This is a genomic window from Arenibacterium sp. CAU 1754 (assembly GCF_054482635.1).
On the sequence record NZ_JBTLRG010000002.1, the window covers coordinates 368737 to 385517 of the forward strand.

At 58.5% G+C, this 16781-nt stretch carries 28 protein-coding genes; 24 read left to right on the forward strand and 4 right to left on the reverse strand.

The genetic code is table 11. The annotated features are described in order from the left end of the window. Positions 1-666: 666 nt before the first annotated feature. The 5 genes from rplB to rplP are packed head-to-tail and all read left to right on the forward strand — an operon-like array spanning position 667 to position 3311. The gene (gene rplB / locus ACXYMO_RS08475) at positions 667-1509 is read left to right on the forward strand and encodes a 50S ribosomal protein L2 (RefSeq protein ID WP_458878259.1); all 843 of its coding nucleotides are present in this window, start codon (positions 667-669) and stop codon (positions 1507-1509) included. A 3-nt stretch (positions 1510-1512) separates the two neighbouring features. Continuing rightward, positions 1513-1791 (forward strand): 30S ribosomal protein S19, encoded by a 279-nt coding sequence (gene rpsS, locus ACXYMO_RS08480; protein WP_458878260.1) that lies wholly within the window; start codon positions 1513-1515, stop codon positions 1789-1791. Positions 1792-1794: 3 nt separating this feature from the next. After that, a complete protein-coding gene (rplV, locus tag ACXYMO_RS08485; protein WP_458878261.1) occupies positions 1795-2175 on the forward strand; it encodes a 50S ribosomal protein L22 in 381 nt (126 codons plus the stop codon). Next, a complete protein-coding gene (gene rpsC, locus ACXYMO_RS08490) occupies positions 2175-2885 on the forward strand; it encodes a 30S ribosomal protein S3 (RefSeq protein ID WP_458878262.1) in 711 nt (236 codons plus the stop codon). The genes rplV and rpsC overlap by 1 nt, the downstream gene beginning before the upstream one ends. A gap of 12 nt (positions 2886-2897) precedes the next feature. After that, positions 2898-3311 carry a 50S ribosomal protein L16 gene (gene rplP, locus ACXYMO_RS08495; protein WP_458878263.1) on the forward strand — a complete coding sequence of 138 codons (414 nt, stop codon included), beginning with the start codon at positions 2898-2900 and terminating at the stop codon, positions 3309-3311. 141 nt (positions 3312-3452) lie between these two features. On the opposite strand, the gene ACXYMO_RS08500 is transcribed toward rplP, so the two are convergent. Beyond that, the gene (locus ACXYMO_RS08500; protein WP_458878264.1) at positions 3453-3857 is read right to left on the reverse strand and encodes a DUF6636 domain-containing protein; all 405 of its coding nucleotides are present in this window, start codon (positions 3855-3857) and stop codon (positions 3453-3455) included. Positions 3858-4032: 175 nt separating this feature from the next. Between ACXYMO_RS08500 and ACXYMO_RS08505 the strand changes: the two genes are divergently transcribed. Continuing rightward, positions 4033-4656 (forward strand): 2OG-Fe(II) oxygenase family protein, encoded by a 624-nt coding sequence (locus tag ACXYMO_RS08505; protein ID WP_458878265.1) that lies wholly within the window; start codon positions 4033-4035, stop codon positions 4654-4656. Between the two features lie 43 nt (positions 4657-4699). Here ACXYMO_RS08505 and ACXYMO_RS08510 read toward each other — a convergent pair whose 3' ends face one another. Then, complete coding sequence (locus ACXYMO_RS08510; RefSeq protein ID WP_458878266.1) at positions 4700-5245, reverse strand: peptidoglycan-binding domain-containing protein; 546 nt, start codon at positions 5243-5245, stop codon at positions 4700-4702. A gap of 297 nt (positions 5246-5542) precedes the next feature. On the opposite strand from ACXYMO_RS08510, the gene rpmC reads away from it, so the two are divergent. The 11 genes from rpmC to rpmD all read left to right on the forward strand — a co-directional run bounded on the left by rpmC (position 5543) and on the right by rpmD (position 9813). Continuing rightward, positions 5543-5746: a 50S ribosomal protein L29 gene (gene rpmC, locus ACXYMO_RS08515; RefSeq protein ID WP_458878267.1), complete on the forward strand. Its 204-nt coding sequence runs from the start codon at positions 5543-5545 to the stop codon at positions 5744-5746. A 15-nt stretch (positions 5747-5761) separates the two neighbouring features. Then, positions 5762-5992 (forward strand): 30S ribosomal protein S17, encoded by a 231-nt coding sequence (gene rpsQ, locus ACXYMO_RS08520; protein ID WP_458878268.1) that lies wholly within the window; start codon positions 5762-5764, stop codon positions 5990-5992. A gap of 67 nt (positions 5993-6059) precedes the next feature. Further along, positions 6060-6428 carry a 50S ribosomal protein L14 gene (rplN, locus tag ACXYMO_RS08525; protein ID WP_458878269.1) on the forward strand — a complete coding sequence of 123 codons (369 nt, stop codon included), beginning with the start codon at positions 6060-6062 and terminating at the stop codon, positions 6426-6428. A gap of 2 nt (positions 6429-6430) precedes the next feature. Then, positions 6431-6742: a 50S ribosomal protein L24 gene (gene rplX / locus ACXYMO_RS08530; RefSeq protein ID WP_458878270.1), complete on the forward strand. Its 312-nt coding sequence runs from the start codon at positions 6431-6433 to the stop codon at positions 6740-6742. Further along, positions 6735-7298 carry a 50S ribosomal protein L5 gene (gene rplE, locus ACXYMO_RS08535; protein ID WP_458878271.1) on the forward strand — a complete coding sequence of 188 codons (564 nt, stop codon included), beginning with the start codon at positions 6735-6737 and terminating at the stop codon, positions 7296-7298. The genes rplX and rplE overlap by 8 nt, the downstream gene beginning before the upstream one ends. Positions 7299-7316: 18 nt before the next feature. Further along, positions 7317-7622, forward strand: a complete 306-nt coding sequence (rpsN, locus tag ACXYMO_RS08540) for a 30S ribosomal protein S14 (protein ID WP_458878272.1) — start codon at positions 7317-7319, stop codon at positions 7620-7622. A gap of 13 nt (positions 7623-7635) precedes the next feature. Continuing rightward, a complete protein-coding gene (gene rpsH, locus ACXYMO_RS08545; protein WP_458878273.1) occupies positions 7636-8028 on the forward strand; it encodes a 30S ribosomal protein S8 in 393 nt (130 codons plus the stop codon). Between the two features lie 11 nt (positions 8029-8039). Further along, positions 8040-8573, forward strand: coding sequence for a 50S ribosomal protein L6 (rplF, locus tag ACXYMO_RS08550; protein WP_458878274.1), 534 nt, complete (start codon positions 8040-8042; stop codon positions 8571-8573). Between the two features lie 11 nt (positions 8574-8584). Then, complete coding sequence (rplR, locus tag ACXYMO_RS08555) at positions 8585-8944, forward strand: 50S ribosomal protein L18 (RefSeq protein ID WP_458878275.1); 360 nt, start codon at positions 8585-8587, stop codon at positions 8942-8944. A 98-nt stretch (positions 8945-9042) separates the two neighbouring features. Next, the gene (gene rpsE, locus ACXYMO_RS08560; RefSeq protein ID WP_458878276.1) at positions 9043-9612 is read left to right on the forward strand and encodes a 30S ribosomal protein S5; all 570 of its coding nucleotides are present in this window, start codon (positions 9043-9045) and stop codon (positions 9610-9612) included. A 12-nt stretch (positions 9613-9624) separates the two neighbouring features. Next, on the forward strand, positions 9625-9813 hold the full coding sequence (gene rpmD / locus ACXYMO_RS08565; RefSeq protein ID WP_458878277.1) for a 50S ribosomal protein L30: 189 nt from the start codon (positions 9625-9627) through the stop codon (positions 9811-9813). A 77-nt stretch (positions 9814-9890) separates the two neighbouring features. Here the strand turns inward: rpmD and ACXYMO_RS08570 are convergent, their stop codons facing one another. Then, complete coding sequence (locus tag ACXYMO_RS08570; protein ID WP_458878278.1) at positions 9891-10631, reverse strand: hypothetical protein; 741 nt, start codon at positions 10629-10631, stop codon at positions 9891-9893. 245 nt (positions 10632-10876) lie between these two features. Between ACXYMO_RS08570 and rplO the strand changes: the two genes are divergently transcribed. The 7 genes from rplO to rplQ all read left to right on the forward strand — a co-directional run bounded on the left by rplO (position 10877) and on the right by rplQ (position 16130). Then, positions 10877-11350, forward strand: a complete 474-nt coding sequence (gene rplO, locus ACXYMO_RS08575; RefSeq protein WP_458878279.1) for a 50S ribosomal protein L15 — start codon at positions 10877-10879, stop codon at positions 11348-11350. A gap of 109 nt (positions 11351-11459) precedes the next feature. Next, positions 11460-12827, forward strand: a complete 1368-nt coding sequence (secY, locus tag ACXYMO_RS08580; RefSeq protein WP_458878280.1) for a preprotein translocase subunit SecY — start codon at positions 11460-11462, stop codon at positions 12825-12827. After that, complete coding sequence (locus ACXYMO_RS08585; protein WP_458878281.1) at positions 12824-13468, forward strand: adenylate kinase; 645 nt, start codon at positions 12824-12826, stop codon at positions 13466-13468. Before secY ends, ACXYMO_RS08585 begins: the two co-directional genes overlap by 4 nt. 197 nt (positions 13469-13665) lie before the next feature. Beyond that, positions 13666-14034 (forward strand): 30S ribosomal protein S13, encoded by a 369-nt coding sequence (gene rpsM / locus ACXYMO_RS08590; RefSeq protein WP_458878282.1) that lies wholly within the window; start codon positions 13666-13668, stop codon positions 14032-14034. Between the two features lie 14 nt (positions 14035-14048). Next, positions 14049-14438: a 30S ribosomal protein S11 gene (gene rpsK, locus ACXYMO_RS08595; RefSeq protein ID WP_458878283.1), complete on the forward strand. Its 390-nt coding sequence runs from the start codon at positions 14049-14051 to the stop codon at positions 14436-14438. A gap of 115 nt (positions 14439-14553) precedes the next feature. Next, positions 14554-15570 carry a DNA-directed RNA polymerase subunit alpha gene (locus ACXYMO_RS08600; protein WP_458878284.1) on the forward strand — a complete coding sequence of 339 codons (1017 nt, stop codon included), beginning with the start codon at positions 14554-14556 and terminating at the stop codon, positions 15568-15570. Between the two features lie 137 nt (positions 15571-15707). Next, positions 15708-16130 carry a 50S ribosomal protein L17 gene (rplQ, locus tag ACXYMO_RS08605; RefSeq protein WP_458878285.1) on the forward strand — a complete coding sequence of 141 codons (423 nt, stop codon included), beginning with the start codon at positions 15708-15710 and terminating at the stop codon, positions 16128-16130. 65 nt (positions 16131-16195) lie between these two features. On the opposite strand, the gene ACXYMO_RS08610 is transcribed toward rplQ, so the two are convergent. Beyond that, on the reverse strand, positions 16196-16642 hold the full coding sequence (locus tag ACXYMO_RS08610; RefSeq protein WP_458878286.1) for a host attachment family protein: 447 nt from the start codon (positions 16640-16642) through the stop codon (positions 16196-16198). Positions 16643-16781: the final 139 nt, after the last annotated feature.

Consider the following 16781-nt stretch of genomic DNA (forward strand, 5'->3'; position numbering starts at 1 on the left):
CCGGGGTTTTCCATTTCTAGGTTGCTGCGCATTGACGTATTGTCTTCAGCTTGGAGCAGTGGCGCCGACTGGAGTGTCTTGGTGAAACCTGAGTGTCCACGCCCTTTCTATGCGGGTCCAGGTTGATGAAAGGGTGGCAATTTCGTGGGTTAGTCGCGGAATTTTTTGCGATGCAGTCCATCATACAAATTTTGCGGTGATTTTCATTTCCAGTTCTTTTGGGCTATGTGGATGTGCTTCAATCCGCGCGGGAAAAGGCCGAAGGCCGCCGCGCGATCGCCGACGCGCCCCCACGCGGCGGCGATTTGGCTGGCGTTGGTCCGCCGCTTGCATGTTTCAGGGATGTTGCGGCCATAAATTGCCCCGTACACCCGTCAGGATCGCCCCCGCGCGCGTCGCCGATCGCGCGGCTTGGAGTAAAGGGCAGCTGGGCATTTATATCCTGATACAACCGGCATAGAGTACCGCAACGGGGCGGCTTCCCTTTGCTATAGACACCCATCCCCAACCCCGCTATATCCCCAAAATCCTGAGGCCTCGGATTCGTTCCGGGGCCCACGATTTTTTGTTATCGGGGACCTTCGGGGCCCTATACCTTTGGCACCTACGGGGGCCTTCAAACATAGGCGGGAATACCCGCCGTTAGCTAAACGGAAGACAGAAAGCATGGCACTCAAGTCGTATAAGCCGACGACGCCGGGCCAGCGCGGGCTGGTGCTGATCGACCGTTCGGAGCTGTGGAAAGGACGTCCAGTCAAAGCCCTGACCGAGGGTTTGACGAAATCGGGCGGCCGGAACAACACCGGACGTATTACCTCGCGTCGTCGCGGGGGTGGGGCGAAGCGCCTCTATCGGATCGTTGATTTCAAACGGAACAAGTTTGATGTCGCGGCAACCGTCGAACGGATCGAATATGACCCGAACCGGACCGCGTTCATCGCACTGGTCAAGTACGACGATGGCGAGCAGGCATACATCCTGGCCCCTCAGCGTCTGGCGGTTGGTGACAAGGTAACGGCGTCGGCCAAGGCCGACATCAAGCCGGGCAACGCAATGCCGTTTTCGGGCATGCCCATCGGTACGATCGTTCACAACATCGAAATGAAGCCGGGCAAGGGCGGTCAGATCGCACGCGCCGCTGGTACCTATGCACAGTTCGTGGGCCGCGATGGCGGTTACGCTCAGATCCGTCTGAGCTCGGGCGAATTGCGTCTGGTGCGTCAGGAATGCATGGCCACCGTTGGTGCCGTCAGCAACCCCGACAACTCCAACCAGAACTACGGTAAAGCCGGCCGCATGCGTCACAAGGGCATCCGCCCGTCTGTGCGTGGTGTCGTGATGAACCCGATCGACCACCCGCACGGTGGTGGTGAAGGCCGGACATCGGGTGGTCGTCACCCGGTCACGCCCTGGGGCAAGCCGACCAAGGGTGCGCGCACCCGCAACAAAAACAAAGCGTCCAGCAAGCTGATCATCCGCTCGCGGCACGCCAAGAAGAAGGGGCGTTAAGATATGTCTCGCTCTGTTTGGAAAGGCCCCTTTGTCGACGCTTACGTGTTGAAAAAGGCCGAAGCGGCCCGCGAAGGCGGTCGTCACGAAGTCATCAAAATCTGGTCGCGCCGCTCGACGATCCTGCCCCAGTTCGTGGGCCTGACGTTTGGCGTCTACAACGGCAAGAAACACATTCCTGTCAACGTCAGCGAAGACATGATTGGTCAGAAGTTCGGTGAATATTCGCCGACGCGGACCTATTACGGTCATGCCGCCGACAAAAAAGCGAAGCGGAAATAAGCCATGAGCAAGGATAAGAATCCCCGCCGCGTGGCAGACAACGAAGCAATGGCAAAACTGCGCATGCTTCGCACGTCGCCGCAAAAGCTGAACCTGGTTGCCGCAATGATCCGCGGCAAGAAGGTCGACAAGGCCCTGACGGACCTGACCTTCAGCAACAAGCGGATCGCCGTGGACGTGAAGAAATGCCTTCAGTCCGCAATTGCGAACGCCGAGAACAACCACAACCTGGACGTCGATGAACTGATCGTCGCCGAGGCTTATGTGGGCAAGAACATGACCATGAAGCGCGGTCGCCCGCGGGCCCGTGGTCGTTTCGGCAAGATCATCAAGCCGTTCTCGGAGCTGACCATCAAAGTGCGCCAAGTTGAGGAGCAAGCCTAATGGGTAACAAAGTCAATCCGATTGGCATGCGCCTGCAGGTGAACCGCACCTGGGACAGCCGCTGGTACGCCGACACCAAGGATTACGGTGATCTTCTGCTGGAAGATCTCGCCATCCGCGATTTCATCAAGGAAGAGTGCAAGCAGGCCGGTATTGCCCGCGTGATCATCGAACGTCCGCACAAAAAGTGCCGCGTTACGATCCACACCGCACGTCCCGGCGTGATCATCGGCAAAAAAGGCGCTGACATCGAAACGCTGCGCAAGAAAATTGCCGCGATGACCGACAGCGAACTGCACCTGAACATCGTCGAAGTCCGCAAGCCGGAATTGGACGCTGCTCTGGTCGGTGAGTCCATCGCTCAGCAGTTGGAACGCCGTGTATCTTTCCGTCGCGCGATGAAGCGTGCCGTTCAGAACGCCATGCGCATGGGCGCCCTGGGTATCCGGGTGAACCTTGCTGGCCGTCTGGGGGGTGCTGAAATTGCCCGTACCGAATGGTACCGCGAAGGTCGTGTGCCTCTGCACACACTGCGCGCCGACATCGATTACGCCCACGTGGAAGCCAAGACGGCTTATGGTATCATCGGGATCAAGACCTGGATCTTCAAAGGTGAGATCATGGAGCATGACCCGGCCGCACGTGACCGTAAGGCACAGGAACTCCAGGATGGCCCTGCACCCCGTGGTGCTGGTGGCGGTCGTCGCTAAGGAGACGAAACAATGCTTCAACCAAAGCGTACTAAATTCCGCAAACAGCATAAGGGCCGCATCCGCGGTCTGGCCAAGGGCGGGTCTGATCTGAGCTTCGGCACATACGGTCTCAAGGCTTTGCAGCCCGAGCGCGTTACCGCCCGTCAGATCGAAGCGGCACGTCGTGCAATGACGCGTCACATGAAACGTCAGGGTAAAGTCTGGATCCGGATCTTCCCGGACCTGCCGGTCACCTCCAAGCCCACCGAAGTCCGTATGGGTAAGGGTAAAGGTTCGGTCGACTTTTGGGCCGCCAAGGTCAAACCCGGCCGCGTGATGTTCGAAATCGACGGCGTCAATGACGACATCGCCCGCGAGGCCCTGCGCCTGGCTGCGATGAAGCTGCCGATCAAGACCCGCATCGTGGTTCGCGAAGACTGGTAACCGGCGCGCATGCGCGCCGCGTGCGGTATAGCGAATGGCGAAGCCATTTGCGGGCCGTCACCCGGTAAAAACAGAGAGCCCCTGCCGATACATCGGTGGGGGTTTTGCTTTGCATGGGGCTGCAACCCTGTCGGTGCGCGATCAGAACACTGTCTGGCGTGCGCGGGACAGGAAAAACCCATGCCCGTCCAGATTGCTGCATTGCAGGCCGCTGCGTGAACTGTGGCAGGTGAAGCCGCCGAATGTTCCGGTCACGCCGTAATCCGCCCGGTCGAATCCGCCCCGGTTGCGGCTGAACCGTTCGCAAACCATCTGCACCGGCCCACGGTCCCGCATGAAAAAACTATGCCCCCAATCCTGCGTGCAGCCTGCTGGTCGGGGTGCAGCATCCGGCCCGTGCCGTTCGATGATCACGCAAAAGAGGTCGGACCCGGCCCCGTCTTCGCCGACGCTGCACTGGATGTTTTCGGATGGGGTTTCGAAGGTCCAGACGTCGGCCAGGGACGGGGTGGCGATACAACACAAAATGACCAGCAACCCGCGCATGAGAAATCTCCTGAAAAGCAAAAAACGAATTCCGAGCAGGATACCCGGAATCAGCGCGAAAGTCATCGAACCGGGGCTTGGCGCAGGACTGGCACCGTCCAACCGCGCGCCAATTCCCACGCCGTGATCGCTATGCCGCACTGTCGTCGTGCATCGGATCGGGGTATGACGCGGCATGTCAAAAATCGAATCTCTCTTTGTCACCCGCCTCTATCGCGCCGCCTTGTCCGAGTTTGATCCGGCCATTGATGCGCAGGAACTTGAAACCTCCTGCTATTCCATCGCCGAGGATGATGAGGCCGGTCAGGACTGGTGCGAGGAAAACGGGTATCCCGGATATACCTCCTATGCTTCGCTGACTGATCTGGGGTGGCGGTTTCCGATATTTGCCGATCTCATCAAGGTTCTGGATCAACATGTCGCGGCCTTTGCCCGCGATCTGGAATTCGATCTGGATGGCAAAGAGCTGAAGCTTGAGGATATCTGGATCAATATCCTGCCCGAGGGCGGCATGCATGCCAGCCACATCCACCCGCATTCGGTGATCAGCGGTACGACCTATGTGGCCATGCCCGATGGGGCCAGTGCCCTGAAACTGGAAGACCCGCGTTCGGCGATGATGATGGCGGCCCCCGTGCGCAAGAAAGGTGCCCGCCGCGAAATGCAGAATTTCATCTATGTCGCGCCCGACGTGGGGGACGTTCTGTTGTGGGAAAGCTGGCTGCGCCATGAGGTGCCGATGAACATGTCTGAAGAGGACCGCATCAGCGTCAGTTTCAACTACCGGTGGGACACCTGACACCGGCAGGACCGTGGCGGCGTGACCGCCGCCACGGGATTGATTACGAGAACCAGCCCTTCATCTTGCCCCAGACCGATTTTTCCTCGGGCACTTCGGTGGTCGCGCCGGCGACCACGTCGCTTCCCTTGATTTCGGGCAGGGGTTCGCTTTCGAAATGTGTTTCGTCGGGCTGAACAGCAGCCTTGGCCGCGACTTCGGGGGTCATCTCTTCGAAGGTGTCCAGCTTGGCCAGCGTTTCAGGCCCGGCCAGCCCGTCGGCATCCAGACCGTTGGCGGCTTGGAATTCCTTGACCTTGGCCTCGGTGCCCGAACCGAAAATCCCATCGGCGCCGATGCCCAGACCTTCCTGCAATTTCTTGACCGCCGCGCCGCGCGATCCTTTGCGCAGCAGGATCAGTTCGTGCAGACCCATCGCGGTGAACGTGTCCGGCCCCGCGATCCCGTCGACGGCCAACCCGTTGGCCGCCTGAAAGTCGCGCACGGCTTTTTCCGTGCCGGGGCCGAAATCACCATCGGCAGCAATGCCCAGCTTTTCCTGCAGACGCTTTACCGGCGCGCCCTTGAGGCCTTTTTTCAAGATCGACATGTCTCATCCTTTCGTTGTTGCGGGTCTTGCCCGTTGATATGACCTTAGCCACCGTCGTTTGTGGAAGCGAGGGTAGAAATTCGCGCTATTCCCCCCACGTGCAAAGGGGCATGACAAGACGCGGACCCGTCTGTATCCACCGGCTAAAATCCGCTGTTTCCGCCGCGTTGCATGAATCCGGGAAACAAGGGTTGCTTTATTCACGCATGGGGCGTAAACGGCCTCTTCATCATGAACTCCACTGGAATCAGGGTGACCCTACTGGGGCCTGCCAGTGATGTTGAAAGGAAGAGGCGCATGAACGCCAAAGAACTGCATGACAAGACTCCGGACCAGCTCCGCGAGGAATTGGCCAACCTGAAGAAAGAAAGCTTTAATTTGCGCTTTCAGCAGGCGACCGGCCAGTTGGAAAACCCGGCCCGCATCAAGGCGGCCCGCCGTAATGCTGCACGTGTGAAAACCGTGCTGAACCAGAAAGCCGCGCAAGCGGCGACAGAATAAGGGAGCCTGAGAGTTATGCCCAAACGTATCTTGACCGGCACCGTGACCAGCGACGCCAACGCACAGACCGTAACCGTTTCGGTCGAACGTCGTTTCACACACCCCGTTCTGAAAAAGACCATCCGTAAGTCCAAGAAATACCGGGCTCACGATGAGAAGAACACATTCAAGACCGGCGACACCGTTCGCATCATCGAATGTGCGCCTAAGTCGAAAACGAAACGCTGGGAGGTTCTGGAGGCGTAAGCCAAAAGAACCTTTCGGTTTGAGCGAAACCCTGGGGCAGTAGTCCCCAAAGGTCGGGAGAAACCATATGATCCAGATGCAGACCAATCTGGATGTTGCTGACAATAGCGGCGCCCGCCGTGTTCAGTGCATCAAGGTCCTGGGTGGTTCCAAGCGTAAATACGCATCCGTCGGCGACGTCATTGTCGTGTCGGTCAAGGAAGCCATCCCGCGCGGCCGCGTAAAGAAAGGTGACGTCCGCAAGGCCGTCGTCGTACGCACCGCCAAAGAAGTCCGTCGCGACGATGGCACCGCCATCCGGTTCGACCGCAACGCAGCCGTTATTCTGAATAACAACAATGAGCCGATCGGCACCCGTATCTTTGGGCCGGTTGTTCGTGAACTGCGCAGCAAGAACTTCATGAAAATCATCTCGCTGGCTCCGGAGGTGCTCTGAACATGGCTGCTAAACTCCGCAAAGGCGACAAGGTCGTCGTGCTGACCGGCAAGGACAAGGGCAAAGAGGGAACAATTTCCTCGGTTGACCCCAAGTCGGGCAAGGCTGTCGTGGACGGTATCAATATCGCCATTCGCGCAACCCGTCAGAGCCAGACCAGCCAAGGTGGCCGCATCCCCAAGGCGATGCCGATCCAGCTGAGCAACCTGGCCCTGGTCGATGCCAACGGCAAGCCGACCCGCGTCGGTTTCAAGATGGAAGGCGACAAGAAAGTGCGCTTTGCCAAAACCACGGGGGACGTGATTGATGCTTGATACAGCAAACTACACCCCGCGCCTCAAGGCCGCGTTCAACGACACGATCCGCGCCGCCATGAAGGAAGAGTTCGGGTACAAGAACGACATGCAGATTCCGCGCCTGGACAAGATTGTCCTGAACATCGGCGCCGGGGCCGAAGCCGTTCGTGACAGCAAAAAGGTCAAATCCGCACAGGAAGACCTGAGCGATATCGCCGGCCAGATGGCCGTTGTGACCAAGGCCAAGAAATCCATCGCTGGCTTCCGCGTTCGCGAAGACATGCCGCTGGGCGCCAAGGTAACCCTGCGTGGCGACCGCATGTATGAATTCCTGGACCGTCTGGTCACCATCGCACTGCCCCGTGTCCGCGACTTCCGCGGCGTTTCGGGCAAATCGTTCGATGGTCGTGGCAACTATGCCATGGGCATGAAGGAACACATCGTATTCCCCGAAATCGACTTTGATAAAGTCGACGAAACTTGGGGAATGGACATCGTTATCGCCACCACAGCGAAGACCGACGATGAAGCAAAGGCGCTGTTGAAGCATTTCAACATGCCCTTCAATTCATAAGCGCGGGAAGGATTAGACATGGCTAAGAAAGCAATGATCGAACGCGAAAAGAAGCGCGAGAAGCTGGTGGCGAAATATGCCGCCAAGCGGGCCGAGCTGAAAGCGATCGTAAGCGATGAATCCAAGCCGATGGAAGAGCGCTTCCGCGCCTCCCTGAAGCTTGCAAAACTTCCGCGCAACAGTTCGGCCACTCGGCTGCACAACCGTTGCCAGCTGACGGGGCGTCCGCACGCCTATTACCGTAAGCTGAAAATTTCGCGGATCGCGCTTCGGGACCTGGGCTCAGCTGGCCAGATCCCCGGCATGGTGAAATCGAGCTGGTAAGGGAGAGACAGATATGAACGATCCTATCGCAGATATGCTCACCCGAATCCGCAACTCGCAAATGCGCGGTAAGTCGACGGTCATGACACCGGCGTCGAAACTGCGTGCGTGGGTTCTGGATGTTCTGGCCGACGAAGGTTACATCCGCGGCTACGAAAAGGTGACTGGTGCCGACGGCCATCCGGCTATCGAAATCAGCCTCAAGTATTACGAAGGCACCCCCGTCATTCGCGAGCTCAAGCGGGTCTCCAAGCCCGGTCGCCGCGTTTACATGGGCGTCAAGGACATCCCGCAGGTTCGTCAGGGCCTGGGTGTGTCGATTGTCTCCACCCCCAAGGGTGTGATGTCGGACGCAGCAGCACGCGACGCCAATGTTGGCGGCGAAGTGCTCTGCACGGTATTCTAAGGAGGTCTGGAATGTCTCGTATTGGTAAGAAACCGGTCGAGCTGCCCAGCGGTGTCACCGCAAACGTTTCGGGCCAGACCGTAGAAGTGAAAGGCCCCAAGGGGACCCGCAGCTTTACCGCCACCGACGATGTCACAATCTCGGTTGAAGACAATGTCGTCAAAATCAACCCGCGTGGCAAATCCAAGCGCGCTCTTCAGCAGTGGGGCATGTCCCGCACCATGGTTGCTAACCTGGTGACCGGTGTGACCGACGGCTTCAAGAAGCACCTGGAGATCAACGGCGTGGGTTACCGGGCTCAGATGCAGGGCAACACCCTGAAACTGAACCTGGGCCTGAGCCACGATGTCGATTTCGTTGCACCCGAGGGCGTCACCGTTACCGCGCCCAAGCAGACCGAAATCGTTGTCGAGGGTATCGACGAACAACTCGTCGGTCAGGTCGCAGCCAACATCCGTGCCTGGCGCAAGCCCGAGCCCTACAAAGGCAAAGGCATCAAGTACAAAGACGAGTACATCTTCCGCAAGGAAGGCAAGAAGAAGTAAGGACCAGCAAAATGGCAAACAGCAAAAGAACCCTGTTTCTGAAGCGCCGCTTGCGCGTCCGGAACAAACTTCGCAAGGTCAACGCCGGGCGTCCGCGCCTGAGCGTTCACCGCTCGAACAAGAACATCAGCGTTCAGCTGATCGACGATGTGAACGGTGTAACCCTGGCTTCGGCGTCTTCCCTGGAAAAGGGTCTGGGCGTTGTTGGCAAGAACAACATCGAAGCGGCCGCCAAAGTGGGCGTCGCCATCGCGGAACGTGCCAAGAAGGCCGGTGTCGAAGAAGCATATTTCGACCGTGGCGGCTTTCTGTTCCACGGCAAGGTGAAGGCTCTGGCCGACGCCGCGCGTGAAGGCGGTCTGAAAATCTGAGAGCAGGCGGCCTTTTGGGGCCGCCTCGATGATCCGGGGGCTTTTGCCCACCTGGATTGAGAGACAAAGGGCCTGATGCCCGACATGAAGGAGGCCACATGGCCAGAGAAGATAATCGCCGGGGCGGCCGTCGCGACCGCGACGAGACCCCCGAATTCGCAGATCGCCTGGTTGCGATCAACCGTGTGTCCAAGACCGTGAAGGGTGGTAAGCGTTTTGGCTTTGCCGCACTTGTGGTTGTTGGGGATCAGAAGGGCCGCGTCGGTTTCGGCAAAGGCAAGGCGAAGGAGGTCCCCGAGGCCATTCGCAAGGCCACCGAGCAGGCCAAGCGCCAGATGATCCGCGTTCAGCTGCGCGAAGGCCGCACGCTGCACCACGACATCGAAGGCCGTCATGGCGCCGGCAAGGTCGTCATGCGGACAGCACCTGAAGGTACCGGTATCATCGCCGGTGGCCCGATGCGTGCCGTTTTCGAAATGCTGGGCGTCAAGGACGTCGTTTCGAAATCGATTGGGTCGCAGAACCCTTACAACATGATCCGCGCCACCATGGACGGGCTGAAAAAAGAATCCAGCCCTCGTTCGGTTGCACAGCGTCGTGGCAAAAAGGTCGCCGACATCCTGCCCAAGCGGGACGACGCACCGGCCCCTGAAGCAGCAGAAGCGTAAGGAGAGCGGACAATGGCAAAAACCATCGTAGTCAAGCAGATCGGCTCGCCGATCCGCCGCCCCGCCAAACAGCGCCAGACGCTGATCGGCCTGGGCCTGAACAAGATGCACAAGACCCGTGAACTGGAAGACACCCCCGCCGTGCGCGGCATGGTGAACTCCATCCCCCACATGGTCGAGATCATCGAAGAAAAAGGTTGAGGTTGCGGTGGGGAACTCCCCGCCTGACCGGAACTAGAGACGCCCTCGGGAAACCGGGGGCGTTTTTCTGTCTTGGGTCAATGAAATTTGTCTGGTTTTCTCGGCCATCGGGGAAAGGACATCCGATTTGACCGCGGTCGTTGCTTTCTAATCAAGTCCGCTACTTCGGCAACCCGTTTGTCCCATGTGTCCCAAACGTTTTCGGCCTGTCCCAATGGAACCAATTCGAGCGTTGGATGCGTCATTACAAAAGAAAAAATACGGGCATTGTGATTGTCGTGATGAAATTTGCCGTTGGCGGCGGATCTATCGAAAATTTCCCTTAGGTCGACATTCATATGTTCCTTGATCGTTTCGCATTGGTAGTCGGTAAGTTTCAGGTCAGCAAAAAATGCGTGGCCGACACCGGCCAGTAAATGTAATGGGTTATCGTCTTCTTCCAAAAGTTGCAGAGCATGTTTGCCGACCAGAGATAGCCACTCCAACTCGGCCTTGAATGGGTTCGCTGCCCGGAAATTCCAATTCAGCCGCTCAGCACCCGCATCCGCGGCTTTTAGAAACGCGACAGTGAATTCCAAACCTTCCAAGGCGACCAAATTGCGCAGGCTGGTCCGTGACCCGTTTGAGCGCAACCCACCGCACGCTGTGTTCAGTGTGCCAACTTCACGAAAATCATCGGGCATTTCGTGCCAGCCGATTCCGTTCTGTTCAAGCCCCGACAAAAATAGCCCAAGCCCAGATGACGCGTCGTACAGATTAGCATCAGGGTTTCTGACATTATCTGGAATTAGAAGTGGAATGGGAACTGTATCGGCCATAACGCGCTCCAAGGGACTAGCGGGCACAAGTCTAGAGTTGAATTGAGAACAGTTACAAGGTGAGCAAATGGGTACCCTTGTCGCAGTCGTTCGCAAGGCCCGTTCCCATGGGATTACGCTTGATCCAACCACGATCCTGGCCTATACGCCCCCGGTGGTCCCTCGTGGATCCAGAATCAATCAAGAAACGCCGTGTTCGGCCGCTCCCGTCGCTGGGGGCCGCATCCGGCAAAGGAGAAGCGACAATGAAACTGAATGAACTGCGTGACAATCCTGGCGCAACCAAGAAACGCAAGCGCGTTGCCCGTGGTCCGGGCTCGGGCATGGGTAAAACGGCCGGCCGGGGTATCAAGGGTCAGAAATCCCGTTCGGGTGTGGCCATCAACGGCTACGAAGGCGGCCAGATGCCGCTCTACCAGCGTCTGCCCAAGCGTGGCTTTAACAAGCCGAACCGCAAGGCATTTGCCGTTGTGAACCTGGGCCTGATCCAGAAATTCATCGACGCCAAGAAACTGGACGCCAAGAAGGCCATCACCGAGGATGCGCTGATCGACAGCGGTCTGGTGCGTCGCAAGCTGGACGGTATCCGCGTTCTGGCCAAGGGCGATTTTTCCGCCAAGGTCGACCTGGAAGTGACAGGCGCTTCGAAATCGGCCGTGGACGCGGTCGAAAAGGCTGGCGGCTCGCTGAAGGTCACAAACGAGGCGAAAGCCGACTAAACGGGTTGTGAGCGGTCCAATGGCCGCTTACATAGACCTGAGTTTTCCTTAGCGCCGCCCGAGCCGGAAGACGGTTCAGGGCGGCGTTTTCACAAAAGAGACCGTTTTCATGGTATCAGCAGCAGAACAAATGGCGGCGAACACAAGCTGGGCCGCCCTGGGCAAAGCCACCGATCTGCGCAACCGCATCCTGTTCACCCTTGGCCTTTTGATCGTGTACCGTCTGGGCACGTTCGTTCCGGTTCCGGGGATCGATGGTTTGGCCTTGCGCGAATTCATGGAGCAGGCCGGGCAGGGCATCGGGGGCATGGTGTCCATGTTTACCGGTGGCGCGCTGGGCCGGATGGGCATCTTTGCTCTGGGGATCATGCCGTATATTTCGGCGTCGATCATCATTCAGTTGCTGACCTCGATGGTTCCTTCGCTGGAACAGTTGAAGAAAGAGGGCGAACAGGGCCGCAAGAAGATCAACCAGTACACGCGCTATGGCACCGTGGCGCTGGCCACCGCACAGGCCTATGGCATCGCGGTGTCGCTTGAATCCGGCGATCTGGTGACCGAGGCCGGGCTGTATTTCCGCCTGTCCTGCATGATCACGCTGGTTGGCGGCACCATGTTCCTGATGTGGCTGGGCGAACAGATCACCTCGCGCGGGATCGGCAACGGTATCTCGCTGATCATCTTTGTCGGCATCATCGCCGAAGTGCCCGCCGCTATCGCACAATTTTTTGCCTCGGGCCGCAGCGGGGCCATCAGCCCGGCGGTGATCGTCGGTGTGATCATCATGGTGATATCGGCGATCACCTTCGTGGTGTTCATGGAGCGCGCACTTCGAAAGATACACATCCAGTATCCGCGCCGTCAGGTGGGCATGAAGGTGTATGACGGCGGCTCGTCTCACCTGCCGGTCAAGGTGAACCCGGCGGGCGTTATCCCGGCGATCTTCGCCAGTTCGCTGCTGCTGCTGCCGGTGACGATCTCGGCCTTCTCGGCCAACGCGGCATCGGGCCCGATCATGTCGTGGCTGCTGGCCAACTTTGGCCCCGGACAGCCGCTGTACCTGTTGTTCTTCGCGTCGATGATCGTGTTCTTCTCGTATTTCTATACGTTCAACGTGGCGTTCAAACCCGATGACGTGGCCGACAACCTGAAAAACCAGAACGGCTTTGTGCCTGGCATCCGCCCAGGCAAGAAAACGGCCGAGTATCTGGAATACGTCGTCAACCGCGTGCTGGCTCTGGGGTCGGCCTATCTGGCGCTGATCTGTCTGCTGCCGGAAATCGTGCGCGGCCAGTTCGCCATTCCGTTCTACTTTGGCGGGACATCTGTTCTGATTGTTGTGTCCGTGACCATGGACACGATCCAGCAGGTCCAGAGCCATCTGTTGGCGCATCAGTACGAAGGCCTGATCGAAAAGTCGCAACTGCGCGGCAAAGGCAGCAAAAAACGGGGCAAACGGGGCCCGGCACGTCGATGAACATCATTCTTCTTGGGCCTCCCGGGGCCGGTAAGGGCACGCAGGCCCGTCATCTGGTCGAAACACGCGGCATGGTGCAGCTGAGCACAGGCGACATGCTGCGCGCCGCCAAGGACAGCGGCACCGAAATGGGCAAGCGCGTCGCAGACGTCATGGCCCGCGGTGAATTGGTCACGGATGAGATCGTCATCGGTCTGATCCGCGAACAGTTGGAAAGCGGCAAGGGCACCGGGTTCATCTTTGACGGGTTCCCGCGCACGCTGGCCCAGGCCGACGCATTGGGGGACCTGCTTGAGGCAACCGGCCAGACGCTGGATGCCGTGATCGAAATGGAAGTCGATGATGACGCGCTGGTCAGCCGCATTACCGCCCGGTCCACCTGTGGCAATTGCGGTGAGGTCTACAACGACATCACCAAACCACAGCCCGCCGATGGCAAGTGCTCCAATTGCGGCGCGTCCGACTTCAAACGCCGAGCCGATGACAACGAAGAAAGCCTGCGCACGCGGCTGATGGAATACTACAAAAAGACCTCGCCGCTGATTGGCTATTACTATGCCAAGGGTCAGCTGACCAAGGTCAACGGATTGGGCGAGATCGCCGACGTTCAAACGGCAATTGCCGAGGTGCTTGACAAATAGTCTGGCGGGCCTTGACGGGTAACGCAAAACCCAATATCGACCACCATCTCGCAAGAGAATCAAATTGTGCGTGTCCGGGTCCGGGTGCGTGCAGAGATCACCTCAAAATGCGTGGCCCGCTGGCGGCACTGCCAAGGTCAGGCGTTGTGAAAAAAGGTTCCGGGACTACGGAACCGCAACGAAAAGGAAAGTGACACGTGGCACGTATTGCCGGCGTAAATATCCCGACTGCCAAGCGGGTTCCAATCGCCCTGACTTATATTACCGGAATTGGCAACACATCGGCCAAGGCCATCTGCGATGCCGTAGGCATTGATCAGTCCCGCCGAGTGAACGAACTGAGCGACAGCGAAGTTCTGCAAATCCGCGAACACATCGACGCCAACTATAACGTCGAAGGTGACCTGCGTCGTGAAACGCAGATGAACATCAAGCGTCTGATGGATCTGGGCTGCTACCGCGGTCTGCGCCATCGTCGTAACCTGCCTGTCCGTGGACAGCGGACCCACACCAACGCTCGTACTCGCAAAGGCCCCGCAAAGGCCATTGCCGGTAAGAAGAAATAAGGGGGGTCTGATCAATGGCACGCGATAAGACACGCACAAAGAAAAAAGAGCGCAAGAACATCGCCGCAGGTGTGGCGCATGTGAACAGCTCGTTCAACAACACCAAGATCCTGATCTCGGACGTTCAGGGCAACGCGATCTCGTGGTCGTCGGCTGGTACAATGGGTTTCAAAGGGTCGCGTAAATCGACACCTTATGCCGCCCAGATGGCTGCCGAAGATGCCGGCCGCAAGGCGCAGGATCACGGCGTGAAAACGCTGGAAGTCGAAGTGCAGGGCCCCGGTTCGGGTCGCGAAAGCGCCCTGCGCGCTTTGGCGGCTGTCGGGTTCAACATCACTTCGATCCGCGACGTGACCCCGATGGCGCACAATGGCTGCCGCCCGCCGAAGCGTCGCCGCGTCTAAGTACAGATTACCAAGCTGGGGTTGTGCAATTTCGCACGGCCCCAGTACGTCATTTTAAACCTCGGGCGTCTGCACCTTTCTGGACATGGGGCGCAGACAGGAATGGAGGGACCGCATGATCCATAAGAATTGGGCAGAACTGATCAAGCCGACTCAGCTTGACGTGAAGCCGGGCAATGACCCCGCACGTCAGGCGACCGTCGTGGCCGAACCACTTGAGCGCGGTTTCGGTCTGACGCTGGGCAACGCCCTGCGCCGCATCCTGATGAGCTCGCTGCAGGGTGCAGCGATCACGTCGGTTCAGATCGACAACGTTCTGCATGAATTTTCGTCGGTTGCCGGTGTGCGTGAAGACGTCACCGACATCATCCTGAACCTCAAGGGCGTCAGCCTGCGCATGGAAGTCGAAGGCCCCAAGCGCCTGTCGATCAATGCCAAGGGCCCGGCCGTTGTCACCGCCGGTGACATCAGCGAAAGCGCCGGTATCGAGGTTCTGAACCGTGACCACGTCGTCTGCCACCTCGACGATGGCGCCGATCTGTTCATGGAACTGACCGTCGACACCGGCAAGGGCTATGTCGCCGCAGAAAAGAACAAGCCGGAAGACGCGCCCATCGGCCTGATCCCGATCGATGCGATCTTTTCGCCGGTCAAGAAAGTCAGTTATGATGTGCAGCCGACCCGCGAAGGTCAGGTTCTGGACTATGACAAGCTGACCATGAAGATTGAAACAGACGGTTCGCTGAGCCCGGATGACGCGGTGGCCTTTGCCGCGCGTATCCTGCAGGACCAGCTGTCGATCTTCGTCAACTTCGACGAGCCCGAGGCCGCTGGCCGTCCGGACGAAGACGACGGTCTGGAGTTCAACCCGCTTCTGCTCAAGAAAGTGGACGAGCTGGAACTGTCGGTACGTTCGGCAAACTGCCTCAAGAACGACAACATCGTTTACATCGGCGATCTGATTCAGAAAACCGAAGCCGAGATGCTGCGCACGCCGAACTTTGGCCGCAAGTCCCTGAACGAGATCAAGGAAGTGCTGTCGGGCATGGGCCTGCATCTGGGTATGGACGTCGAGGACTGGCCGCCCGATAACATCGAGGATCTGGCGAAGAAGTTCGAAGACTCGTTCTGAGAATCCGGGGAGGGCGTCAGCCCTCCTCACAATGCCCGGGCCTGCCGGGGACATAATGGGCAATACCGCCCCAAGGAGAGGGACTGACCCGCATCGGTCTCCAGACAAAGTATAAACCTGTAGAAGGATACTAGAAAATGCGTCACGCACGTGGATACCGCCGCCTGAACCGGACACATGAGCACCGCAAGGCTCTGTTCTCGAACATGGCAGGCTCGCTCATCGAACATGAGCAGATCAAGACAACTCTGCCCAAGGCAAAAGAACTGCGCCCGATCATCGAAAAGATGATCACGCTGGCGAAACGCGGCGACCTGCACGCCCGCCGTCAGGCCGCGGCAAAGCTGAAAGAAGACCAGTACGTCAGCAAACTGTTCGACGTTCTGGGCCCGCGCTACAAGGACCGCCAGGGCGGTTATGTGCGCGTTCTCAAGGCTGGTTTCCGCTATGGCGACATGGCACCGATGGCGATCATCGAATTCGTTGATCGTGACCGCGACGCCAAAGGCGCGGCCGACAAGGCCCGCGTTGCCGCAGAAGAGGCCGCAGCCGACGAATAAGTCCGGCCCAGGCGATCAGAATTCAAAGGCGCTGCCCAGATCGGGCAGCGCCTTTTTCGTTGCGGTTACTGGCCGTCGAGTTCGGCTTTGATCAATGCCTCGAGCTGACGCACCGGGTGGTTGGTCAGGGTCTTGGGAATTTCCGCGATGATCCTCTTTTCGACTTCGCTGTGCAATTCGAGACGCAGCGCGCCCAGCAATTGCGGCGCGGCGGCAATAACAAGGTTATCAAAGGCGCCCTTGTGCGCATGCGAATAGAGCAGATCCGACAGATCCTTGGCGAACCCGTCGCGCGCAAGTGCGTGCCAATCGGTCCCCTGCATCGCCGATTTTGCGCCCGGAGCCGTATCCGCATTGCGCCCCGGCTGGTCGGCCGGTTCGTTGGCGGGGGTCTGATCCTCACGCCCGATGATTTCAAAATGCGGGTCCTCGTCGTCCGTGACGTTGCGCATCAGCAGCGCCTTTTCACTGTCCGCGACGACGATCCAGGTTCCGTTCTTCAGTTTCGCCATTTTCCTCTCCTAATTAGAAAACCGTTGCAGCCACTTGACCAGATCAAGGAATGCCCGACCATGATCTGGCGCAATATGACGGTTGTCTTGCATTCGCGCGGTGGCGCGCGCATATCCGGACCAACGTAGAAGGAGACGA